The sequence below is a fragment of the Alloyangia pacifica genome (assembly GCF_020524285.1).
Lineage (GTDB): Bacteria > Pseudomonadota > Alphaproteobacteria > Rhodobacterales > Rhodobacteraceae > Salipiger > Salipiger pacificus_B.
On record NZ_JAIVKX010000022.1, the window covers coordinates 38,705 to 58,688 of the forward strand.

A 19,984-nucleotide genomic window follows, 5' to 3' on the forward strand; every position below is an offset into this window, starting at 1 on the left:
ATGAAATTCGACAAAGCAGCAGGCGAGAACACCCTGTTCGACAATGCCGAGGTCGTCGGGCGCCCGACGCACCGCGTCGATGGCCCGCTGAAGGTCACCGGCACCGCGCCCTATGCCTACGAGCGTCACGACGTGGCCGAGGGCCAGCTCTACGGCTACCCGCTGGGCAGCGCGATCGGCCACGGCCGGATCGTGTCGATGGATGCCGAGGCCGCGCGCAATTCGCCCGGCGTGCGGGCGGTTGTCACCACTCTGGAGATCGATCCGCTCGAGAAGGGCATGAACAACGTCGCGCGCCTTTTTGGCGGCGCCGAGGTGCAGCACTATCATCAGGCGATTGCCGTGGTGGTGGCCGACAGCTTCGAGCAGGCGCGTGCAGCGGCCTCGCTGATCGAGGTCGAGTACGAAAAGGGCGATCCCGAGGACTACGATCTTGGCGCCGCCTTCGAGCGGCTTCAGGGCTCGGGCGAGATGGACACCGACACCGGCGATGTCGAGTCCGCCCTGTCCGGCGCGGCGGTGATGCTCGACGAGATGTACCATACGCCCTCGCACTCGCACATGGCGATGGAGCCGCATGCCTCGGTCGTCGACTGGTCGGACGGAGACCGGATGACCGTCTGGACCTCGAACCAGATGATCAACTGGAACCACGGCTCGCTGGCCACCACCTTCGGGCTCGACAAGGAGAAGATCCGCGTCGAGAGCCCGTATATCGGTGGCGGCTTCGGCGGCAAGCTGTGGCTGCGCGCCGACGCGGTTCTGGCGGCGCTCGGCTCGCGCGCGGCGGGGGCCCCGGTGAAGGTGGCGCTGCCGCGCCCGATGATCATGAACAACACCACGCACCGTTCCGAGACCGTGCAGCGCATCCGCATGGCGGCGGGCGAGGACGGCAAGCTGACCGGCATCTGGCACGAGGCGGCCTCGCACACGCTGCCCGATGGCCGGGGCGAGAACGCCACGGCGCAGACGCCGTATTTCTATGCCTCGGAGGCTATTCGGACCAAGCACCACACCGTCTCCATGTCGCTGCCCGAGTCCGCCGACATGCGGGCGCCGGGCGAGGCCTCGGGCCTGATGGCGCTGGAGATCGCGATGGACGAGATGGCGGAGAAGCTGGGCATGGACCCGGTGGCGTTCCGCAAGCTGAACGACACGCAGGTGAACCCGTCGAACCCGGATCAGAGGTTCTCGGACCGGCATTTCGTCGAGTGCCTAGAGCGCGGCGCCGCGACCTTCGGCTGGGCCGATCGCAACACCGCGCCGGGCGCGACGCGCGACGGCCAGTGGCTGATCGGGCATGGCGTGGCCGGGGCCTATCGCGGCGCGCTGGTGCTGCCGTCGGGGGCACGGGCGCTGCTCGAGGGCGGCAAGCTGGTGGTCGAGACAGACATGACCGATATCGGCACCGGATCTTACACCATCCTCGCGCAGACCGCCGCCGAGACCATGGGGCTCACCCTCGATGACATCGAGATGCGCATGGGCAACAGCGCCTTCCCGGTGTCCTCGGGCTCGGGCGGCCAGTTCGGCGCGGCCTCCTCCTCGGCGGGGGTCTACGCCGCCTGCATGGCGCTGCGCGCGCGCATTGCCGAAGAGCTCGGCGTCGAGGAGCCGGAGTTCCGCGAAGGCCGGGTGATCGCCGGGAACACCAACCGCGCGCTGTCGGAGCTGGAAGGCGAGATCGACGCGGTGGATTCCATCGAGTGGGGCGACTTCCAGGACGAGTACCAGATGGCCACCTTCGGCGCGCATTTCGTCGAGGTCGGGGTGCATGCCGGCACCGGCGAGACGCGGGTGCGGCGGATGCTGGCGGTCTGCGACTCCGGGCGCATCCTCAACCCGGTGACCGCGCGCAGCCAGGTGATCGGCGGCATGACCATGGCGGTCGGCGCGGCGCTCTCGGAGGATATGGCGCTGGACAGCGGACGCGGCATGTTCGCCAACCACGACCTCGCGGGCTACGAGGTGGCAGTGCATGCCGACATCCCCGAGCAGGAGGTGATCTTCCTCGACACGCTCGACCCGGTGGCCTCGCCGCTGAAGGCCAAGGGCGTCGGCGAGCTGGGGGTCTGCGGCGTGGCCGCAGCGGTGGCGAATGCCGTCTACAACGCCACCGGCGTGCGGGTGCGCGACTATCCGGTGACGCTCGACAAGCTGATCGGTGGGCTGCCCCCGCTCGGCTGACGGCTGACGGCTGACGGCTGACGGCGGCGATCCGATCTTACGTGCGACCCCGCGGGCCCTGCCCTGCGGGGTCGTTGCGTTCTGGGCGTGGCGTCGCTGCGGGGGTCATGAAAGCTTCACTTGTCTTGGCGCGGTCGCCGCAGCATCGGAGGGGCGAAGACATGCCTTGCGAAAGAGACCTCCATGCCCTTGCTTTCCCTTGAGACCGCCCTTCCCGACACCGCCTCCGAGGGGCTGCGCGCCATGGCGCGGGCGGCGCTGGCCGGGGGCGAGGTGGCCCGCGGCACCCTGCGCCGGCGCGACACCGGCGAGATGGTGCTCAAGGGCCGCCAAGACTACCAGACGCAGGGCGATTTGCAGACCGAAGCGGTGATCGTCAAGGCGCTGAAGGCGGCCTTCCCCGGTTGCGGCATCATGGGCGAGGAGCAGGTGGGCGACCGCGCGGCGGACGCAGACCGGCCGACCTTTGTCATCGACCCGATCGACGGCACGACGAACTACGCCTGGGGCATCCCGCATTTCGGCGTGGTTATCACCCGGCTCGAGCGCGGCGAGGTGGTGGCGGGCGTCACCTATGATCCGATGATGGGCGAGATGTTCGCCGCCGAGAAGGGGCAGGGGGCCTGGCTCAACGGCGCCCGGCTCGATGCCACCGGCGGCGGAGACGTCGAGAACTCGGTGATCGGGGCGGGGCTGCCGGTCCGCGGGCAGGTGCAGAGCGTAAGCGAGGAGACCTACCATGCCGCGCTGCGCCGGGCGATGGACAGCACGGCGGGGGTGCGGCGGCTGGGAAGCTCGGCGCTGTCGATCGCCTATGTGGCGGCGGGGCGGCTCGACGGCTTCTTTGAGGACATGCTGTCACTGGTCGATTACGGCGCCTCGGTGCTGATCCTGCGCGAGGCGGGCGGCGTGGTCACCGGCTTCGACGGCGGCGACATCCGCAGCCCCGGCGCCATCCTTGCGGGCAGCGCCGGGATGCATCCCTGGCTTCTGGAGGGCTTCGCCGCGGGCTAGGCCAGCGCGGCAAACAGCCCTTCGGGGTCGTCCGTGGTGATCTGGTCGATCCCGAGCGCCATCAGCCGCCGGCACAGGTCCACCGTGTCCGGGCTGACGCCCTGCACCGTGTAGGCGTCGATCCGGCGGCCCGCGGCGTGGAAGGCGGCGATCATGTCGAAGCCGCGGCTCAGCGCATCCATGATCAGCCGGATGTCGAGATAGATCATCCGGGCGGTCCCGGCCTCGGCGAGGGCGCGGGCGACGAAGCCGCTGTCATCGCCCGACAGCTCGAGCGCCTCGCGGGCGCCGAAGTGGCAGGGGTCGTGGCCGGTCTGCATCTGCGGCAGCGCTGCGGCCAGACGGCGGACGGCCCGCGCATCGCCGCCCGAGAGGATCACGTGGCGTTGCACCGGCGCGACGTCGCGGGCAAAGGCGTCGATGTCGCTGTTCGTCAGCGTGCTGCTGTCTTCCTTCAGGTCGAGTTGCAGCAGGGCGCCCTCGCCAATGGGGGCCGCCGCGAGATCGCGGCAGAGATCGCCGAGCAGCGCGACGGGGACATCGGTGGCGGTGCCGTCGTTGGCGCGGTGGTGCAGGGCGCGCAGGGTCTCCGCCGAGGCAAGCGCCACCGGGCCCCGGCCTGTGGTGCCGCGGTCGAGGGTCTCGTCGTGCAGCACCGCGAAGCCGCCGCCGGCGTGGCGCCGCAGGTCGATCTCGACCGAAGCGCCGAGCCGCATGCCCTCGCGGATCCGCTGCGGGTCGAACTCGAAATCGGCGAAGCGGCGGCGGCCCCTGTGCCATTTCAGCCAGGTTCGGCCCGCGGCGTGCGCGATCGCGGTGGGGGCGGGGGTCATCACCTCAGACATGATCCGCCACCCGACGCTCGACCGTCACCTCGGCCAGTTTCGCATCACCGCGGAAGAGCGCGACATGGCTGGCCCCGGGGGCGACCTCCTGGCCCGTTTCGTAGCGCGCACTCGGCGGGCACATGGCCTTGAGACGGCCGCCATCGGGCAGGTCGACATCCACCAGCAGATGCGTGCCGTAGTCGGTGACGCGGTGCACCCGCGCGCCGGTGCCGCTGGCGGGCAGCAGGGTCAGCGCCTCGGGGCGGATCGCCAGTTCCACCGGCCCGTCGGAGACCGCCGCGCGCACGGTGAAGAGCGGGTGGTCCGAGACGCCGCCGCGCATGTCGCAGGGCAGGAAGTTCATCGATCCGATGAACCCCGCGACGAAGCGCGTCTGAGGCGCGCGGTACATGCGGTCGGGGCTGGCGACCTGCTCGATCTCGCCGCTGCGCAGCACCACGATGCGGTCGGCCAGCGCCAGCGCCTCGTCCTGCCCGTGGGTGACGAAAAGCGTGGTGATGCCGAGCCGCCGCTGGATGTCGCGCAGCTCTTCGCGCAGGCGTTCGCGCAGGTGCTGGTCGAGGCTGGCGAAGGGCTCGTCGAGCAGCAGGATCTTCGGCTCGAGCACCAGCGCGCGGGCGATGGCGACGCGCTGCTGCTGGCCGCCCGAGAGCTGCCAGACCCGGCGTTCGCCGTAGCCCTCGAGGCCGACCAGCGCCAGCGCCTCCTGCACCTTGTCGAGGATCTGCGCCTTGGGCAGGCCACGCAGCTTCAGGCCGAAGGCGACGTTGCCCGCCACCGACATGTGCGACCAGAGCGCGTGGCTCTGGAACACCATGCCCGTTGGGCGCTTCTCGGGCGGCACGCGGGTGACGTCCTCGCCGTCGATCAGGATCGCGCCGCGGTTCGGCGTCTCGAAGCCGCCGACCATGCGCAGCACGGTGGATTTGCCCGAGCCCGACGGCCCGAGCAGGCAGACCAGCTCGCCGTCGGCGACGTCGAGCGAGAGGTCGCGGATCACGTCGGTGTCGTCGAAGGACTTGCCGAGGTTCTTGAGTGTCAGTTGTGCCATTGTTGTCTCCTCAGACGCCGAAGCCCTTGGCAAAGGATCCCGAGCCGACGAGGCGGCGGGTGAACATCAGCGCGATGAAGCTCGGCACCCACAGCAGGACCGACAGCACCGCGCCGTATTGCACGACGATCTGGTTGTTGATGTAGGTGATCATCAGCACCGGCATGGTGCGGATCTCGGGCGCGCCGATCAGCCAGGCGCCCTCGGTTTCGTAGAAGGTGCCGACGAAGCTCAGCAGCACCGCGGCAAAGATGGTGGGGGCGGCCTGCGGCAGGCTCACCGACCAGAACACCCGGATCGGCCCGGCGCCGGCGTCGCGCGCCGCCTCTTCCATGGCGCGGTCGACGTTCTGGAAGGCGGCGACGGGGATCCAGATCATCATCATCAGCGTGCCGACGAGCTGGATCAGCACCACGCCCCAGAAGGTCGAGATCAGCCCGAGGTTCAGGAAGATCCCCGCGATCGCCACCAGCAGGCCGAACTTCGGGAAGGCGTGCGAGGCGAGGAACGACAGGAAGAGCACGTTGCGCCCCGGGAAATCCATCCGTGCGAAGGCATAGGCGGCGGGCAGGCAGATCAGCGCCGAGAGCAGTGTGACGGTGATCGACAGCCGCAGCGAGAGCGACATGGCGTTCCATACGTCGGGGCGGGCGAGCGTGGCCTGCCAGAAGCGGAAGCCGAATTCCTGCGGCAAGAGGCTCGGGTAGCGCCAGACCTCGGCAAAGGCCCAGATCGCCACCACCAGCAGCGGGATCACCACGACGATGCCGAGCGCCAGCGCCAGCGCGAGCCCCAGCCAGTCGGGGCGTTTCGTGCGGTGGACGGGCACCTCGGCGGAAAGGGTCGTAGGGTCGATGGCGGTCATCGGCGGGCCTCCCGGTTCTTGGCGATGGAGCGCACGTAGAAGGCGCCGAAGACGGCGCAGATGGCGAAGGTGATCACCGCCTGCGTGACCGCCATGCGCGGGTCCATCACCTGCGAGAAGGTGCGCTGCATGAAGGGGCCCATCATCTCGGGCGAGGCGGGGCCGAGCACGTAGGGCAGGGTGAAGGCCGAGAAGATGCTGAGCACGGTGAACGACAGCACCACCAGCATCGCGTTGCCGATCTGCGGCAGGATGATGTGGCGGAGCAGGGCAAGCGGGCGGGCCCCGGCGTCGCGCGCGGCCTCGACCGCGTTGTCCGAGACGGCGCCCAGCCCGGCGACCAGCATCAGCGTGGTGAGCGGGATATTGTCCCAGACCAGCCCGATGATCGGGCCCCAGGGGGTCAGGTAGGGCGAGTTGATCTTCGGCAGGCCGAGCGCGTTCAGCACCAGGTCGACGCCGCCGTTCGGCCCGATGGTGCGGATCAGCGCGTAGGCGAGGATCACCGAGGGCACGAACATCGGGAAGAGCGCGAGCCCCTGCACCACGCCCGCGACCCGGCTCTTGGCGAAGCGCAGGTAGAGCGCCAGCGGCAGGCAGATCGCCAGCAGCAGCGCGGCGCAGACCGCCGTCACCGAGAGCGTCAGCCACAGGTTCGCCAGCGCATAGCCGTCGGAGAAGAAGCGGACGTAGGTGTCTGTGCTGAACGCCGTGCCGGTTTCGGTCGGGGCAAGGAGGGTACGGGCGATGGCGTTGAAGATCGGGTAGATGATCAGCCAGCCCAGCAGAGCGACCGGCGCGGAAACGAGAAGGAGGCCCGTGAGCCCCCTTCCGTTGCTTGCTGCCGTGCCGCCCGTCCGGCGCGTGCCGGAGGACGCAAGGTCGGTCATCGCGCTCAGCCCCGGGTCAGGCCGGGGGCGACGTTGCGGTACCAGCCGTCGTTGATCGCGGCGTCCCAGTCGCCGCCGGGGAAGGTCGGGATCGAGGCGGGGATGACGTCGGCGTATTTCTCGCGCAGCGCGCCGTCCACGTGGTCCCAGGACACGCCCGGGAAACCGCCGAGCTCGGTGATGATCTTCGACTGCACCTCCTCCGACAGCACGTAGGCCGCGAGTTGCAGCGCCACGTCGCGGCTTGCGGCGTTGGTCGGCACGGTGATGCGGCTGAAGCCGCCGCAGAGCGCAAGATCCTGCAGCTGCACGAGGCCGGTGTTCTCGGGCAGCACGCCCATCGAGATTGCCTGCAGCACCTGGTCCGACCAGACCGGGGTCATGGTCACGACGACCTGCGCCAGAAGCTGGATCGACTGGGTGTTGCCCGAGGAGTAGGAGCCGCCCTCGTAGAGGCTCGGCGCGAGGCCGTTGAGCAGTTCCCAGGCACCCGGCAAGGTCTCGGCGGCGTAGCCCTCGGAGAAGTTGTCGAGGGTGAATTTCTGCGGGTCGCGACCGTTGGCCTCGTGGATGGCGCGGCGCACGAAGTTGCCGCCCGAGCCGCCCTTGTCGGGGCGGTTGTAGATGAACTGGCCGGGGTTGGCGTGGATCCAGGCGGTCATCTCGTCCCAGGTCTTCGGCGCGTCTTCGGCAGCGACCTTGGAGGCGTCATAGGCCAGCAGGACCTGGCTGCCGCGATAGGGCAGGTCGAAATCGGTCTGCCTAGCGGCGGGGTTCACCTTGTCCAGGTTCTCGACCCCCGCCTCGGCGAAGTTCACCCAGAGGCCCGCGTCGATAGAGCCGGGGGTCTGGTCGGGGGTATAGGCCTCGAAGAGGTCGACCTGCGGGTCGGCGTCGCTGCCGAGCGCCGCCATTGCGCGGTCGGCCATGGCGCGCAGCCCGGCGCCGTCGCCGGCGTCGACGACGCGGACCTTGGCGTCGGGGTTCACCGACTTGAAGCCGGGCAGGATCACGTTGGTCCAGAAGTCCGAGATATTGCTGTCCGAGCCGGTGTAGACGTTCACGAAGCCGTCGGCGGCAAGGGCGAAACGGGGCAGGGCCAGCGCGGCAGCGGAGGCGGAAGCGGTCGCAAGGAAGCCGCGGCGCGAGAAATGGGAGGTCATGGTGGCTCCTGAAAGGTCACAGACGTCCCGCCGGGGAGGTCGGCGGGCTCACAGGCGGCGCAGATAGGCCCGCAATGTTAAGCTTTTGTAATGCTTTGGTGATGGCTTGATGAAGAACGGCGGCGGCAGCGGATTGCGCATGGACTTGAGCCGGGATTGGTGGTTCTGCGAAGCTCCCCTCCAGAGGTATGTCTGACCATGACCCTTCGCGCCCCCCTCTTTGCGCTGCCCGCCGCGATCTTCCTGGTGAACGCGGTGCTCTACGTCACGCTCTATTCCCGCCTGCCCGAGGTGACCGCGGCGCAGGGCATCAGCCCGGCGGCGCTGGGGCTGGGGCTGCTGGCGCAGACCGGTGGCACGCTGCTCGGGTTTCCGCTGGCGGCGCGGGTGATCGAGCGCTTCGGGGCGCGGCGCGTCGCCGGGGTCACGCTGTTTGCCGCCGTGCTGCTGCTGCCGCTCGCGGCGTCGGGCCGCATGGCGCCGGGCCTCGCGGGTCTCGCGCTGCCGCTTTTCGGGTACGGCTTCGCGATGGCGATCATGGAGGTGGCCAAGAACCTCATCGCCGCGCGGATCGAGGAAAAGAGCGGTCGCAACGTGATCTCGAAATGCCACGGTTTCTGGTCTGCTGGACTTTTTGTCGGGGCAATGCTCGGGGGCTGGGCCGCGAGCCGCGGGATGAGCGCCGCGTCAGAGCTTGGCCTGCTCGGCGCCGCCAGCCTGCCGCTGGTTGTCCTGCTTCTGCTCCGCGCCGGCGATCCGGAGCCGCTGGTCACCGCCGAGGCGCCGGTGAAGGGGCCGCGCTTCGCGCGTCCCGACGCCTTCGTGATCGGCCTGCTGATCCTCATCGCGGGCTTCAGCATCACCGAAGGGGTGATCTACGACTGGTCGATGTTCTATCTGCGCGAGGAGCTGGGCCTGGACGCGCTGAGTGCCTCGCGGATCTACGCCGCCTTCACCATCGGCATGTTCGCGGCGCGCATGGCCGGCGACGGGCTGCGGGCGCGGCTGCGCGTGCGGGTGCTGCTGCGGATCATGGCGGTGGCGACGCTGGCGGGGCTCGCGCTGTGCATTGCCTCTCCCGCCGCGGGGCTCGGTCAGGCCGGGCTGCTCGCCGGGTTTGCGCTGGTCGGCGGAGGGGTGGCGCTCGGCGCGCCGGTGGCCACCTCGTTGGCGATGCGCCACCCGACGCGCTCCGCCACCAAGACCATGGCGGCCTATTCGCTGACCTCGCTGCTGGCGCTCTTCGCGGTGCCGCCGCTGCTCGGCGGGCTCGTCGACGCCTATGGCGCGGTCTGGGCGCTCACCGTCTCGGTGCCGCTGCTGCTCGTGGTGCTGGGCGGGGCCGGGCGCATCGTGGGCTGGATGGGGCGTTAGGCGCTGTCGGGCCGGGCGCGGCTTTTCGCGCGCCATGCCGGAAACTGCGCCCGCCGCAAGAAACTGTTACGTTCCGGCCTTATGCGCTCCGGCAGTGCGCCGGCTCGAGGGCCGCCGCACCGGACAATGCCAGCATCAGACGGCAAGCAGGAGACACGCCATGAACCGCAATGAAATCATCGACCTGTCCTGGGACGACTTCGACGAACTCCGTGATCCCCGCCCGGAGGAGAACGGATTCGACCAGGTCGTCGAGCGGGCCATCTCGCGCCGCGGCTTCCTCGGCGGCGTGCTGGCCTTCGGCTCGGGCGCGACGGTCTTCGGCTCGGGGCTGCTGAGCTCGGCCACCTCGGCCCGCGCGCAGGTCTCGGTCTTCGCCTTCGAGCCGGTCGGGATCGCCACCGATTTCGACATCCATGTCCCCGCCGGCTACACGTGGAAGCCGCTGGTGCGCTGGGGTGACGCGCTGTTCTCCGAGGCCGAGGGCGCCTTCTCGCCCGAGACCGGCGTTTCGGTCGAGATGTCGGACAAGGTCTTCGGCGAGAACACCGACGGCATGGAGCTGTTCGAGGTCGACGGCAAGCAGGTCATCGCGGTCAACTCGGAATACGTGAACCCCAAGGTGAACCTGCCTGAGGGCAGCGAGGGCATGCCGAAGAACGCCGATGAGGTGGTGCTGCTCAAGCACATGCAGGGCGTGACGGTGATGGAAGTCGCGGACACCGGCAACGGCTACGAGGTGGTGGTCGACAGCCCGTTCAACCGCCGCATCCACCACGACACGCAGATGACCATGGACGGCCCCGCCGCCGGCTCGGATCTGGTCAAGACCAAGGCCGACCCCGAGGGCCTGTCGCCCAAGGGCACGATGAACAACTGCGGCTCGGGCAAGACCCTCTGGGGCACTTATCTGACCTGCGAAGAGAACTTCAACGGCTACTTCGGCGCCACCGGCGCCTTCGAGGAAACCGAGGAGTTCAAGCGCTACGGCATCGGCGGCGAAGGCCGCTACGCCTACGAGAAGCACGATCCGCGCTATGATCTGTCGCAGGAGCCGAACGAGCCGCACCGCCACGGCTGGGTCACCGAGATTGACCCCGCCGACCCGCAGAGCACCCCGGTCAAGCACACCGCTCTCGGCCGCTTCAAGCACGAGAACGCCGAGATGGTGCAGGCCGCCGACGGCCGCATCGTGGTCTACATGGGCGACGACGAGCGCGGCGAGTTCATGTACAAGTTCGTCTCCAACGGCACCTGGGCCGAGGGCCAGCCGACCGACGGGCTGCTGTCCGACGGCACGCTCTACGTCGCGAAGTTCAACGACGACCAGTCCGGCGAATGGCTGCCGCTGACCCCCGAGACCACCGGCATGAGCCTCGAGGAGATCCTCGTCTTCTCGCGCATGGCGGGCTCGAAGGTCGGCGCCACCACCATGGACCGCCCCGAGTGGATCGCCGCCAACCCGCTGCGGGTCGAGGCCTATTGCGCCCTGACCAACAACAAGAACCGCGGCCTGAAGACCAATGCCGGTGGCGACGAGACCCCGGTCAGCGGCCCCAACCCGCGCGAGGCCAACCACTACGGCCAGATCGTGCGCTGGCGCCCCGAGGGCGAGGATCACGGCGCCGATGCCTTCACCTGGGACCTCTTCGTCATGGCCGGCAACCCGGAGGTGCACGACGATGCCTATGCAGGCTCGCCGAACGTGACGCCGGGCAACATGTTCAACTCGCCCGACGGCATGGCCTTCGACACCCAGGGCAAGCTCTGGATCCAGACCGACGGCGAAGACAGCAACGAGGGCGACTTCGCCGGCATGGGCAACAACCAGATGCTGGTGGGCGATCCGGAGACCGGCGAGATCGCGCGCTTCCTGACCGCGCCGAACGGCGCCGAGGTTACCGGCCTGTGCTGGTCCGCCGACCGCAAGACCGCCTTCGTCGGCATCCAGCACCCGGGCGGCAGCTGGCCCGACGGCGCCGGCAAGCCGCGCTCGGCGATCATCGCCGTGTGGCGCGAGGACGGTGAGCTGATCGGCTAAGCCGCGACGTCTACAGTTCGTCCGGCGCCGTCCCGAGGCGGCGCCGGACATTTCCATGAACAGCCGCTGGCTCGGGCGCTCGGCGATGTTGCGCCGAGCCGCATGCATCCCCCAGCCATGGCGCGCCCACGGCCAGGCGCGATCCGCCGGGCACCCGTCCCGCGATGATCGAGACGGCATGGCTCAAGCCCCCCTTCTGCGACGGTACCAGAGTGAGGCAGGGCGTGGGGGTCCAAGTGCTGCGCCAGATGCTCAGCCAAGTCTTCAGAGCGTGGCGAAGGTGGCCTCGAGCTGCTCCCAGCGGTCGGCGGGCGGCAGGCCGAGGCGGATCCAGTGCTGCGAGTAAGGAAAGATGCGGGACCAGATCTGCGCGCCGGCAAGCCCCTCCTGTGCCGCTTGGGCATTTGGGGTGGCATAGCTGCGGAAGAGCGGCGTCCCGCCGACCGGCTCCCATCCTGCCTGCCGCGCCAGACCGTCGAGCCGAGCCGCGCCCCGGGTCAGCCGCTGCACCGTTTCGGCTTGCCAGTGCTTGTCGATGAGCGCCGCCGAGGCGATCTCGATGGCCGGGCCGGAGACCGGCCAGGGCCCGGCCAGTTCGGCCAGCCGCTCGGCCATGGGCGCTTGAGCCAGCGCGAACCCCAGCCGCAGCCCGGCCAGCCCGTAGAACTTGCCGAAGGAGCGCAGCACCGCGACGTTCGGCAGGCGACCGTCGAGGCGCGGCGCGATGGATAGGTCGGGGTCGGGGTCGGCAAAGCTCTCGTCGACCACCAGCAGGCCCACCTGCGCCGCCAGTGCAGAGAGCGCCTCGGGCGCGCTGCGCCGCCCGTCGGGGTTGTTGGGGTTCACCACCACCGCAAGATCGGCGCCGTGCAGCGCGTCGAGGCTGCCGACCTCCGTGACCTGCCAGCCGCCCGTGCGCAGCGCCGCGGCGTGCTCGTTGTAGGTCGGACCCAGCACCGCGGCCCGTCCGGGTGGGCGCAGCGCAGGGACGAGCTGGATCGCCCCCTGCGCGCCATTCACCGGCACGATGTGGGCCGGGCAGTTATAGGCCGCGCGCGCGGCGGCGATCAGCCGGTCCATGTCCTCGCGGCGCGGCAGCACGGCCCAGGCCTCGGCGGGGATCGCGGGCACCGGGTAGGGATCGGGGTTGATGCCGGTCGAGAGATCCAGCCAGTCGGCGCGCGTGCCGCCGAAGCGCGCCATGGCGGCATCGAGGTTGCCGCCGTGGTCCCTGGGAGGTCTGGCTGGCGCGGCGGGGGGCGTTTCGGGCAGGCTGTCCATGCGGCTCACCGGAACAGGATCAGCGCGGCGAGCGCAAGGGCGCAGAGCGCCATGGTCCGGCGGTAGAGGCGCAGCGCGCGGGCGAGATCCCGCGGCGCGGGGTCGGGCGCGCTGCCGTTGAGCCAGGGCTCATCGGCGATGCGGTCGCCGTAGATGCGGGGGCCGGAGAGGCGGACGTTCAGTGCCGCCGCCATGGCGCCCTCGGGCCAGCCGGCATTGGGCGAGCGGTGCTTCGGCGCATCGCGTCCCATCACCCGCAGCGCTTTGGGCAGGTGGCGGCCCGAGGCGAGGGCGAAGAGCAGCCCGGTGAGCCGCGCCGGGATCCAGTTGACCGCATCGTCGAGCCGGGCCGCGCATTTGCCGAAGGCTTCGAAGCGCGGGCTGCGATGGCCGATCATCGAGTCGAGCGTGTTCACCGCCTTGTAGGCGGCGATCCCCGGCAGACCGGCCACCGCCCCCCAGAACAGCGGCGCGATGATGCCGTCCGAGCTGTTCTCGGCCAGGCTCTCGGTGGCGGCACGGGCGATCCCGGCGGCGTCCAGCGTTGCCGGGTCGCGCCCGACGATCATCGACACGGCGCGGCGGGCGGCATCGAGATCGCCCGCTGCAAGGGGGCGCGCGACGGCGGCGACGTGATCGTGCATCGAGCGCATCGCGATCAGCGGCCAGGCCAGCACGGCGCCGATGAGGCTGCCCGCGATCCCCTCGGGCAGCAGCGCCTGGACGGTAAAGGCGGGCAGCGCGGCGATGGCGACGATGAGCAGCGTGGTCAGCGCGCCGAGCCACAGCCTGCGCCTCCGGCCGCCCCGGTTCAGCCGCCGTTCCAGTGCGGTGATCGCCCGGCCGAGCCAGGTGACCGGGTGACCGACGCGTGTGTAGAACCCATCCGGCCAGCCCATCGCCAGGTCGAGCGCCATGCCGCCCAGCATCATCAGCGCGAAGCTCATGCCCCGCCCGTCCGGAAGCTGATCACGCCGGAAAACTCGGCCTCGGCGAGCGCCCCCGCGCCATCTCTGGGAACGGTCCCAGGCGCGAAGATCAGCCCCCGCGCCGAGCCGGTGTGGGCGCGCAGCCAGCCGAGCGCGCCGAGGTCGCGCGCCAGATCGGGTGTCGGGTCGGGTGTCAGGTAGGGCGGGGGACCGCGCCGCTCGGTGCAGCGCTGCGCCGAGGTGCTTGCGAGGGTTGCGCAGCGTCGGAGATCGCGCAGTTGGACCGCCTCGGCCCATGCCGCTGCCAGGTCGGTGATGTCGTCGAAATCCATGTCGCCGGGGTCGGTGCGATGCGGTCGGCCCCAAAATCCTCCGAGGATCTGGCAGGTGGGCGGCGGCGGCATCCGGCGCAGGATGCGCCCCTCGCGCGAGGCCCAGAGCAGGGTGTCGGGCTGCGGAAACATCAGCGGATCGCTGGCGCCCTCGACGGCGAGGCAGGCGGCGGCGAGCGCCTCGGCGCTGGCGGTGATACCCGCGGCGCGGGCGAGGGCGATGAGGGTCGCGGTGGAGGCACCGGCGCCGCCACCGAGCGGGGCGTTGCATGTGGCGCCGGGGAACTGCGCCGGGCTCCCGAGCTGCGCGGCGAAATGCGCGAGCTGGTCGCGGCTGAAGGGCGGATCATCCGCACCGGGCGCACGGACACGCAGCGGCGGGCAGCGGACGGTCACCAGTGCAACCGGGCCGGTCGCGCCCATGCGCCCTTGCAGCCACTCGCCGAAATGGCCCTCGACGATCACCGGTTGCCAGCTCATGTCCGGCCCGCCTCGATCACCGAGAAGGGTCCCTCGACGCCGCAGCGCAGGCGGGTCACCGAGAGGGTCGCGATCTCGAAGGCGAGGCCCGCGTGCACGGCCCCCATGACCTGCGAGAGCGCGGCGCGGATCACCCCGGCATGGACCACCAGCACCACGGGCGCGCCGGCTTGCGCCGCCTGGCGGCCATGGCGCAGCAAGGCGGGGCGGACGCGGGTGCAGAGATCCGCGAAGCTCTCGCCGCCGGGCGGTGTCCATTGCGCCAGCGCGGCGCCGTCCAGCGGGCCGAGGTCTGGCAGCTCGGCGTAGGGCAGCCCGTCATGGGCGCCGAAATCCTGCTCCCAGAGCGTGGCATCGGGCGTGGCGGGGCGCTCGGGCCAGAGCACCCCGGCGGTCTGCCGGCAGCGCAGCGCCGGGCTGCTCACCAGCGCGCCGGGGGCGGGCAGGGCGGCGCGCAGGGCCGCGATCCGCGCGGGATCGATCCGCGCCGGCGGATCGGTGCGGCCGCAGAGTCTGCCGGGCTCGGCAATCGGGGCGTGACGGATCAGGGTCAGCTCTCCGGAGCCGGGTGTTTCGTGCTGCAACGGCCTGCTTGCCTCTTTCCTTTTGGCGACATTGATGCTTTCCCATGCGGAAATGACAAGGTCGATACTCATCACGGGCGGGGCACGGTCAGGCAAGTCGAGGCTTGCCGAACGCAGGGCGCTCGCCCCCTGTGGTCGGGCGATTTATATCGCCACCGCAGAGATTTACGAGGGCGATGAGGAAATGGCCTCGCGCATCGCAGAACACCGGGCGCGGCGCGGGGAGTGCTGGCAGAACCTGCATGCGCCGCGCGATCTTGGCGCCGCGCTGCGCGCCAGCGACGGCGAGTTGCCGCGGCTTGTCGATTGCCTGACGCTCTGGCTGACCAACCTGCTGCTCGACGATGCGGACTGGAGTGCCGAGGTGCGGGCGCTGGTGCAAGAGATCGCGCGGCAGCGCGCCCCGGTGATTTTCGTGAGCAATGAAGTCGGGGCGGGAATCGTCCCCGAAAACCAGCTCGCCCGCAGCTTCCGCGACGCCGCGGGGTGGATGAACCAGGCGGTGGCCGAGGCCTGCGACGAGGTCTGGCTGGCGGTGGCGGGCTATCCAGTGAAGGTGAAACCGAATGAGCATTCTTTCTGACATCCCCACGCTCGCCGCGGTCGCGGGTCTGGCCGGAGCGCTGCCGGTGGCCGACGCCGCCGCGGCGCAGGCGGCGCGCGACCGGCAGGCAAGCCTGACCAAGCCGCCGGGTTCGCTGGGCCGGCTCGAGGAGCTCGCGGTCTTCATGGCGGGCTGGCAGGGCGTGGCGTGCCCGCGGATCGACACGGCTCAGGCGTTGGTCTTTGCCGGCAACCACGGGGTCTGCGCACAGGGGGTGAACCCCTTCCCGCAGGAGGTCACCGCGCAGATGGTCGCCAATTTCGAGGCCGGGGGTGCGGCGATCAACCAGCTCTGCCGGGCGTCGGGAGCGGACCTGTCGGTCGTCGCGCTCGATCTCGACCGGCCCACGGCGGATATCACCGCGGCCCCGGCGATGAGTGAGGGGGAGACGCTGGCCGAGATGCGGCGCGGCGCCGAGGCGGTCCCGGGTGACGCGCAGGTGGTGATCCTCGGCGAGATGGGCATCGGCAATTCGACCATCGCGGCGGCGCTGGCCTGCGCCAGCTTCGGCGGCGACCCCGAGGGCTGGATCGGCCGCGGCACCGGGTCGGACGCGGCCGGTCTTGCGCGCAAGGCTGATGCGGTGCGCCGCGCCTGCGCCCGTCATGCCGGGGCGCAGGGCCTGGGCATTCTGGCGGCGCTCGGCGGGCGCGAACAGGCGGCGATCTGCGGCGCGGTGCTGGAGGCGCGGGCGCGGCGTATCCCGGTGATCCTCGACGGGTTCATCTGCACCGCCGCCACCGCGCCGCTTTATGCCGCCGATCCGCGACTGCTGGACCATTGCCTTGTCGGCCATGTCAGCCGCGAGCCCGGCCACGCCCGGCTGCTCGAGGCGATGGGCAAGGTGCCGGTGCTGGCGCTCGACATGGCGCTCGGCGAGGGCTCGGGGGCGGCGCTGGCGCTCGGCGTGCTGCGCGCGGCGCTGGAGTGCCACACCGGCATGGCGACCTTCGCGCAGGCCGGGGTCGCGGGCGGATGAGAGCTTTCCGCCCCCGGCTGCGCGAGTTGCAGGTGGCGGTGATGCTGCTGACGCGGCTGCCCGCCGGGCGGATCGCGGGGCAAGCGCCCTCGCTGGCCGCCGCCCGATGGGCCTTTCCGCTGGTGGGCGCGCTGGTCGGGCTGATCGGCTGGGCCCTGTTTGCCGGGGCACTGGCCGCCGGGGCGTCATCGCCGCTGGCTGCAGTGCTGGCGGTGGCGGCGCAGGTGCTGGTCACCGGCGCGCTGCATGTGGACGGGCTGGCGGATTTCGCCGACGGCATCGGCGGCGGGCGAGACCGGGCGCATTGCCTCGAGATCATGCGCGACAGCCGCATCGGCAGCTACGGGGTGATGGCGCTGATCCTTGTCTCGGCGCTCTGGATCGCGGCGCTGGCGCAGCTTGGTGCGCAGTTGGGATCATTGGCGGGTGCGGGGTGGTTCGCGATGATTGGCGCGCTCAGCCGCGCTGCCATGGTCGCGGCGCAGGAGGTGCTGCCCCCGGCGCGCGCCGATGGCATGGCGCGGCTGGCCGCGGGCCGGAGCCGCACCGCGCGCGCCGCGGTGCTGGTGGTGGTTCTGCTTGGCGGGCTCGCGGGAGGCGCCTTCGGGGCGGCGCTGGTGGTGGTGTGCGGTGGCACCGGCGCGGCGGTCGGCGCTCTGGCGCAGCGCCGGATCGGCGGGGTGACCGGCGATGTGCTGGGCGCGATCCAGATGCTCTCCGAGGTGCTGTGCTGGACGACCTTGGCGCTGCTGCTGGCCGGCTGACGCCACGCGGCATGGCCGGACCGCGGGCGATTGGGCCTGGATGTGGCGCCGGGCGACCCGCTGAAGGCGCCCTTGGGGCGTCCCTCGAACACAGCGGCGATGAAGGGGCCGGTCTCGGCGCCCGGTGATGGCGCGCAGATCGACCTTGTAAGAGATCATCCTGCTCGGCGCGCCCGATGACCGGCGGCCCCTCTCCCTTTGGATGTGCTTGCGCTTTGATGGCTCAACGCTGGCAGGAGTGCCGGATGCCGGACTCTCTGGCGAGGTCGCGTTTCTGCCTCAAAATGCCGTAAACGGTTTGCGTTTCCCTGCCCGAGTTGATAGCCGACGCTTCGATGATGAAAGCGAAGCGCATACTCAAGCCACCAGTAAGGCTCTGAAAATGCGCGCGCTCCCTGCGAGGGAGTGCCGTTTCGCTGAATTATACTTCATAAATCGAAGGAGAATACCATGCGCTCGTCGAAGCTCTTCTCGGCCGCATTTGCCGCCACCCTGACTCTGCCGATGGCAGCCGCCGCGCAGGACGATGCCGGACAATGTGGCGAGGTCTCGATCGCCCAGATGGGCTGGGCCGCGGCCGAGGTGACCACCAATATCGCCAAGTTCCTGCTCGAGCAGGGCTACGACTGCAGCGTCAACCTCGTGCAATCCGACACCATCCCCGCAATCACCTCGGTGGCCGAGAACGGCGAGCCGGACGTGGTGACCAACCTGTGGCTGAACTCGGCGGGCGACGCCTACACCAAGCTGGAAGAGGGCGGCACGATCAAGCGCCTGACCTCGGTGCTCGAGCCGGGCGGTGTCGAAGGTTGGTGGATCCCGACCTCGCTGGCCGAAGAGCACCCCGAGCTGACCACCATCGAGGGCATCCTCGAGAACCCCGAGCTGGTCGGCAGCCGCTTCAACAACTGCCCCGACGGCTGGGGCTGCCGCGTGGTGTCCGACAACCTCGCGCGCGCGCTTGACCTGGAAGGCCACGGCATCGAGGTGTTCAACCACGGCTCCGGCGAGACGCTGGCGACCTCGATGGGCGCAGCGGTGACCAACGGCGAGCCCTGGTTCGGCTACTACTGGGGTCCGACCGTGCCGCTCGGCAAGTACGACATGACGCGCGTCAAGCTCGGCGACTACGACGAGGAGAAGTTCGCGCCGCTGCAGAACGCCGATACGCCCGATCCGCAGGTCTCGGACTTCCCGGCCGCGCCGATCCTCACCGCGGTCACCGCGGACTTCGCCGAAGAGAACCCGGGGGTCACCGAGTTCTTCAGCAACATGACCTTCAGCACCGACGAGATGTCCGGCCTGCTGGCGTGGAAGGACGAGAACAACGCCTCGAACGAAGAGGTCGCCGTGCACTTCCTCAGCACCTCCGGCGACACCTGGGCCGGCTGGGTGAACGACGCCGCGCGCGAAAAGCTCTCGGCCCTGCTGCAGTAAATTCCGTGCTGCCTCCGGCGCCTGGCGCCCGGGGCAACGCCTTCCGACGGGGCCGGACCACCGGCCCCGTCTTTCGTTATTCACAACAAGGGCGGGCCCCTGCGGTCCGACAGATACATGGCAACCTATGACGGCCTTTTCGACACGTTGGGCCTCAGAGACTGGTGCGACGGCGGTGCCTCGGACGGCCCGATGTCGATGGCCGACCTGCTGGCCAAGACCCAAGGTGACGACAAGGCCGGCGCAACTTCGCTACGCGAGCTGCCGTTCCCCTCGCTCGACGCGCTGCATGACGCCTGCGGCGCCATCCCGCAGTCGCGCGATCTCACCTCGGGGCTGGAGGCCGGCTTCCTGGGGATCCGCGACGCGCTGCGGGTGGTGGTCGATCCGTTGACCCAGCCGCTGAGCTGGGCGCTGGAAGGCATGCTCAACGTGATGACCGGCACGCCGTGGTGGATCATGGTGCCGATCCTGATGCTGATCACCTGGGCGGTGAGCCGGTCGTGGAAGATCGTCGGCTTCGTGGCGCTGGTCATCGCCGGGCTGGCCTTCGTCGATCATTACGAGGTGGCGATGCAGACGCTGGCGATCATCTTCGTCTGCGCCTTCATCTGCGTGCTCATCGGGGTGCCGATCGGCATCGCCATGTCGCGCAGCGACCGGCTGCAGAACATCGTCACGCCGATCCTCGACATGCTGCAGACCTTGCCGCCCTTCGTCTACCTGATCCCGCTGATCTTCCTGTTCTCGGTGACCGAGCCGAAGCTCTACGGCATCGCGGTCATCCTCTATGCGATCGTGCCGGTGGTGCGGCTGACCAACCTCGGCATCCGGCTGGTGGATCCGGACGTGATCGAGGCCGCAGACGCCTTTGGCATGACCAAACGCCAGAAGCTCTTCGGCGTGCAGATCCCGCTCGCGCTGCCCAACATCATGGCCGGGGTGAACCAGACGATCATGATGTCGCTCGCCATGGTGGTCATCGCGTCGATGGTCTCGGCGCCGGGGCTCGGCATCCTCGTGCTGCGCGGCATCCGCAACCTCGAACTGGGCACCGGCCTAGTCGCCGGCCTCGGCATCGTGGTGCTCGCCATCGCGCTCGACCGGGTGACCAAGGCCTCGCTCGCGCGCATCGACGCCAGCCAGGCGAAACGCTGAGGA

At 70.1% G+C, this 19,984-nt stretch carries 18 protein-coding genes; 9 read left to right on the top strand and 9 right to left on the bottom strand.

The window, feature by feature from the left end; translation table 11 throughout:
• On the top strand, positions 1–2,187 hold the full coding sequence (locus tag LC039_RS24300) for a xanthine dehydrogenase family protein molybdopterin-binding subunit (protein ID WP_226629031.1): 2,187 nt from the start codon (positions 1–3) through the stop codon (positions 2,185–2,187).
• Positions 2,188–2,370: 183 nt separating this feature from the next.
• On the top strand, positions 2,371–3,201 hold the full coding sequence (locus LC039_RS24305) for an inositol monophosphatase family protein (protein ID WP_226629034.1): 831 nt from the start codon (positions 2,371–2,373) through the stop codon (positions 3,199–3,201).
• Here the strand turns inward: LC039_RS24305 and LC039_RS24310 are convergent.
• Genes LC039_RS24310 through LC039_RS24330 form a run of 5 tightly spaced genes read right to left on the bottom strand, consistent with a single transcriptional unit; the run spans position 3,198 to position 8,018 of the window.
• Positions 3,198–4,046: a glycerophosphodiester phosphodiesterase gene (locus LC039_RS24310; RefSeq protein ID WP_226629035.1), complete on the bottom strand. Its 849-nt coding sequence runs from the start codon at positions 4,044–4,046 to the stop codon at positions 3,198–3,200. The genes LC039_RS24305 and LC039_RS24310 overlap by 4 nt on opposite strands.
• Positions 4,039–5,100, bottom strand: coding sequence for an ABC transporter ATP-binding protein (locus LC039_RS24315; RefSeq protein WP_226629037.1), 1,062 nt, complete (start codon positions 5,098–5,100; stop codon positions 4,039–4,041). Before LC039_RS24315 ends, LC039_RS24310 begins: the two co-directional genes overlap by 8 nt.
• 10 nt (positions 5,101–5,110) lie before the next feature.
• Positions 5,111–5,965 (bottom strand): ABC transporter permease, encoded by an 855-nt coding sequence (locus LC039_RS24320; RefSeq protein ID WP_226629039.1) that lies wholly within the window; start codon positions 5,963–5,965, stop codon positions 5,111–5,113.
• Positions 5,962–6,855 carry an ABC transporter permease gene (locus LC039_RS24325; protein ID WP_226629041.1) on the bottom strand — a complete coding sequence of 298 codons (894 nt, stop codon included), beginning with the start codon at positions 6,853–6,855 and terminating at the stop codon, positions 5,962–5,964. Before LC039_RS24325 ends, LC039_RS24320 begins: the two co-directional genes overlap by 4 nt.
• Before the next feature lie 5 nt (positions 6,856–6,860).
• Positions 6,861–8,018: an extracellular solute-binding protein gene (locus LC039_RS24330; protein WP_226629049.1), complete on the bottom strand. Its 1,158-nt coding sequence runs from the start codon at positions 8,016–8,018 to the stop codon at positions 6,861–6,863.
• Positions 8,019–8,216: 198 nt separating this feature from the next.
• On the opposite strand from LC039_RS24330, the gene LC039_RS24335 reads away from it, so the two are divergent.
• Together LC039_RS24335 and LC039_RS24340 are read left to right on the top strand one after the other, a co-directional pair.
• Positions 8,217–9,392, top strand: a complete 1,176-nt coding sequence (locus LC039_RS24335) for an MFS transporter (RefSeq protein WP_226629051.1) — start codon at positions 8,217–8,219, stop codon at positions 9,390–9,392.
• A 160-nt stretch (positions 9,393–9,552) separates the two neighbouring features.
• A complete protein-coding gene (locus LC039_RS24340) occupies positions 9,553–11,433 on the top strand; it encodes a PhoX family protein (RefSeq protein ID WP_226629053.1) in 1,881 nt (626 codons plus the stop codon).
• 264 nt (positions 11,434–11,697) lie between these two features.
• Here the strand turns inward: LC039_RS24340 and cobD are convergent, their stop codons facing one another.
• The 4 genes from cobD to LC039_RS24360 are packed head-to-tail and all read right to left on the bottom strand — an operon-like array spanning position 11,698 to position 15,039.
• Positions 11,698–12,714 carry a threonine-phosphate decarboxylase CobD gene (cobD, locus tag LC039_RS24345; protein ID WP_226629061.1) on the bottom strand — a complete coding sequence of 339 codons (1,017 nt, stop codon included), beginning with the start codon at positions 12,712–12,714 and terminating at the stop codon, positions 11,698–11,700.
• Positions 12,715–12,719: 5 nt separating this feature from the next.
• Positions 12,720–13,661 carry an adenosylcobinamide-phosphate synthase CbiB gene (gene cbiB / locus LC039_RS24350; RefSeq protein WP_226629064.1) on the bottom strand — a complete coding sequence of 314 codons (942 nt, stop codon included), beginning with the start codon at positions 13,659–13,661 and terminating at the stop codon, positions 12,720–12,722.
• Positions 13,658–14,455, bottom strand: a complete 798-nt coding sequence (locus LC039_RS24355; RefSeq protein ID WP_226629065.1) for a propanediol utilization protein — start codon at positions 14,453–14,455, stop codon at positions 13,658–13,660. Before LC039_RS24355 ends, cbiB begins: the two co-directional genes overlap by 4 nt.
• Positions 14,452–15,039, bottom strand: coding sequence for a histidine phosphatase family protein (locus LC039_RS24360; protein WP_226629067.1), 588 nt, complete (start codon positions 15,037–15,039; stop codon positions 14,452–14,454). Before LC039_RS24360 ends, LC039_RS24355 begins: the two co-directional genes overlap by 4 nt.
• Positions 15,040–15,091: 52 nt before the next feature.
• Between LC039_RS24360 and cobU the strand changes: the two genes are divergently transcribed.
• From cobU to LC039_RS24385, 5 genes are all read left to right on the top strand, one after another.
• The gene (gene cobU / locus LC039_RS24365; RefSeq protein ID WP_226629068.1) at positions 15,092–15,622 is read left to right on the top strand and encodes a bifunctional adenosylcobinamide kinase/adenosylcobinamide-phosphate guanylyltransferase; all 531 of its coding nucleotides are present in this window, start codon (positions 15,092–15,094) and stop codon (positions 15,620–15,622) included.
• Complete coding sequence (gene cobT / locus LC039_RS24370) at positions 15,606–16,622, top strand: nicotinate-nucleotide--dimethylbenzimidazole phosphoribosyltransferase (RefSeq protein ID WP_226629070.1); 1,017 nt, start codon at positions 15,606–15,608, stop codon at positions 16,620–16,622. Before cobU ends, cobT begins: the two co-directional genes overlap by 17 nt.
• On the top strand, positions 16,619–17,386 hold the full coding sequence (cobS, locus tag LC039_RS24375; RefSeq protein WP_226629071.1) for an adenosylcobinamide-GDP ribazoletransferase: 768 nt from the start codon (positions 16,619–16,621) through the stop codon (positions 17,384–17,386). Before cobT ends, cobS begins: the two co-directional genes overlap by 4 nt.
• A gap of 450 nt (positions 17,387–17,836) precedes the next feature.
• A complete protein-coding gene (locus LC039_RS24380) occupies positions 17,837–18,823 on the top strand; it encodes an ABC transporter substrate-binding protein (RefSeq protein WP_226629073.1) in 987 nt (328 codons plus the stop codon).
• Between the two features lie 117 nt (positions 18,824–18,940).
• Positions 18,941–19,981 (top strand): ABC transporter permease, encoded by a 1,041-nt coding sequence (locus LC039_RS24385; protein WP_226629074.1) that lies wholly within the window; start codon positions 18,941–18,943, stop codon positions 19,979–19,981.
• Positions 19,982–19,984 lie beyond the last annotated feature (3 nt).

Excerpts from the sequence above, each read along its gene's own strand:
- LC039_RS24300 (WP_226629031.1), top strand. The coding sequence starts at position 1 with ATGAAATTCGACAAAGCAGCAGGCGAGAACACCCTGTTCGACAATGCC.
- LC039_RS24305 (WP_226629034.1), top strand. The coding sequence starts at position 2,371 with ATGCCCTTGCTTTCCCTTGAGACCGCCCTTCCCGACACCGCCTCCGAG.
- LC039_RS24310 (WP_226629035.1), bottom strand. The coding sequence starts at position 4,046 with ATGTCTGAGGTGATGACCCCCGCCCCCACCGCGATCGCGCACGCCGCG.
- LC039_RS24315 (WP_226629037.1), bottom strand. The coding sequence starts at position 5,100 with ATGGCACAACTGACACTCAAGAACCTCGGCAAGTCCTTCGACGACACC.
- LC039_RS24320 (WP_226629039.1), bottom strand. The coding sequence starts at position 5,965 with ATGACCGCCATCGACCCTACGACCCTTTCCGCCGAGGTGCCCGTCCAC.
- LC039_RS24325 (WP_226629041.1), bottom strand. The coding sequence starts at position 6,855 with ATGACCGACCTTGCGTCCTCCGGCACGCGCCGGACGGGCGGCACGGCA.
- LC039_RS24330 (WP_226629049.1), bottom strand. The coding sequence starts at position 8,018 with ATGACCTCCCATTTCTCGCGCCGCGGCTTCCTTGCGACCGCTTCCGCC.
- LC039_RS24335 (WP_226629051.1), top strand. The coding sequence starts at position 8,217 with ATGACCCTTCGCGCCCCCCTCTTTGCGCTGCCCGCCGCGATCTTCCTG.
- LC039_RS24340 (WP_226629053.1), top strand. The coding sequence starts at position 9,553 with ATGAACCGCAATGAAATCATCGACCTGTCCTGGGACGACTTCGACGAA.
- cobD (WP_226629061.1), bottom strand. The coding sequence starts at position 12,714 with ATGGACAGCCTGCCCGAAACGCCCCCCGCCGCGCCAGCCAGACCTCCC.
- cbiB (WP_226629064.1), bottom strand. The coding sequence starts at position 13,661 with ATGAGCTTCGCGCTGATGATGCTGGGCGGCATGGCGCTCGACCTGGCG.
- LC039_RS24355 (WP_226629065.1), bottom strand. The coding sequence starts at position 14,455 with ATGAGCTGGCAACCGGTGATCGTCGAGGGCCATTTCGGCGAGTGGCTG.
- cobU (WP_226629068.1), top strand. The coding sequence starts at position 15,092 with ATGACAAGGTCGATACTCATCACGGGCGGGGCACGGTCAGGCAAGTCG.
- cobT (WP_226629070.1), top strand. The coding sequence starts at position 15,606 with ATGAGCATTCTTTCTGACATCCCCACGCTCGCCGCGGTCGCGGGTCTG.
- cobS (WP_226629071.1), top strand. The coding sequence starts at position 16,619 with ATGAGAGCTTTCCGCCCCCGGCTGCGCGAGTTGCAGGTGGCGGTGATG.
- LC039_RS24380 (WP_226629073.1), top strand. The coding sequence starts at position 17,837 with ATGCGCTCGTCGAAGCTCTTCTCGGCCGCATTTGCCGCCACCCTGACT.
- LC039_RS24385 (WP_226629074.1), top strand. The coding sequence starts at position 18,941 with ATGGCAACCTATGACGGCCTTTTCGACACGTTGGGCCTCAGAGACTGG.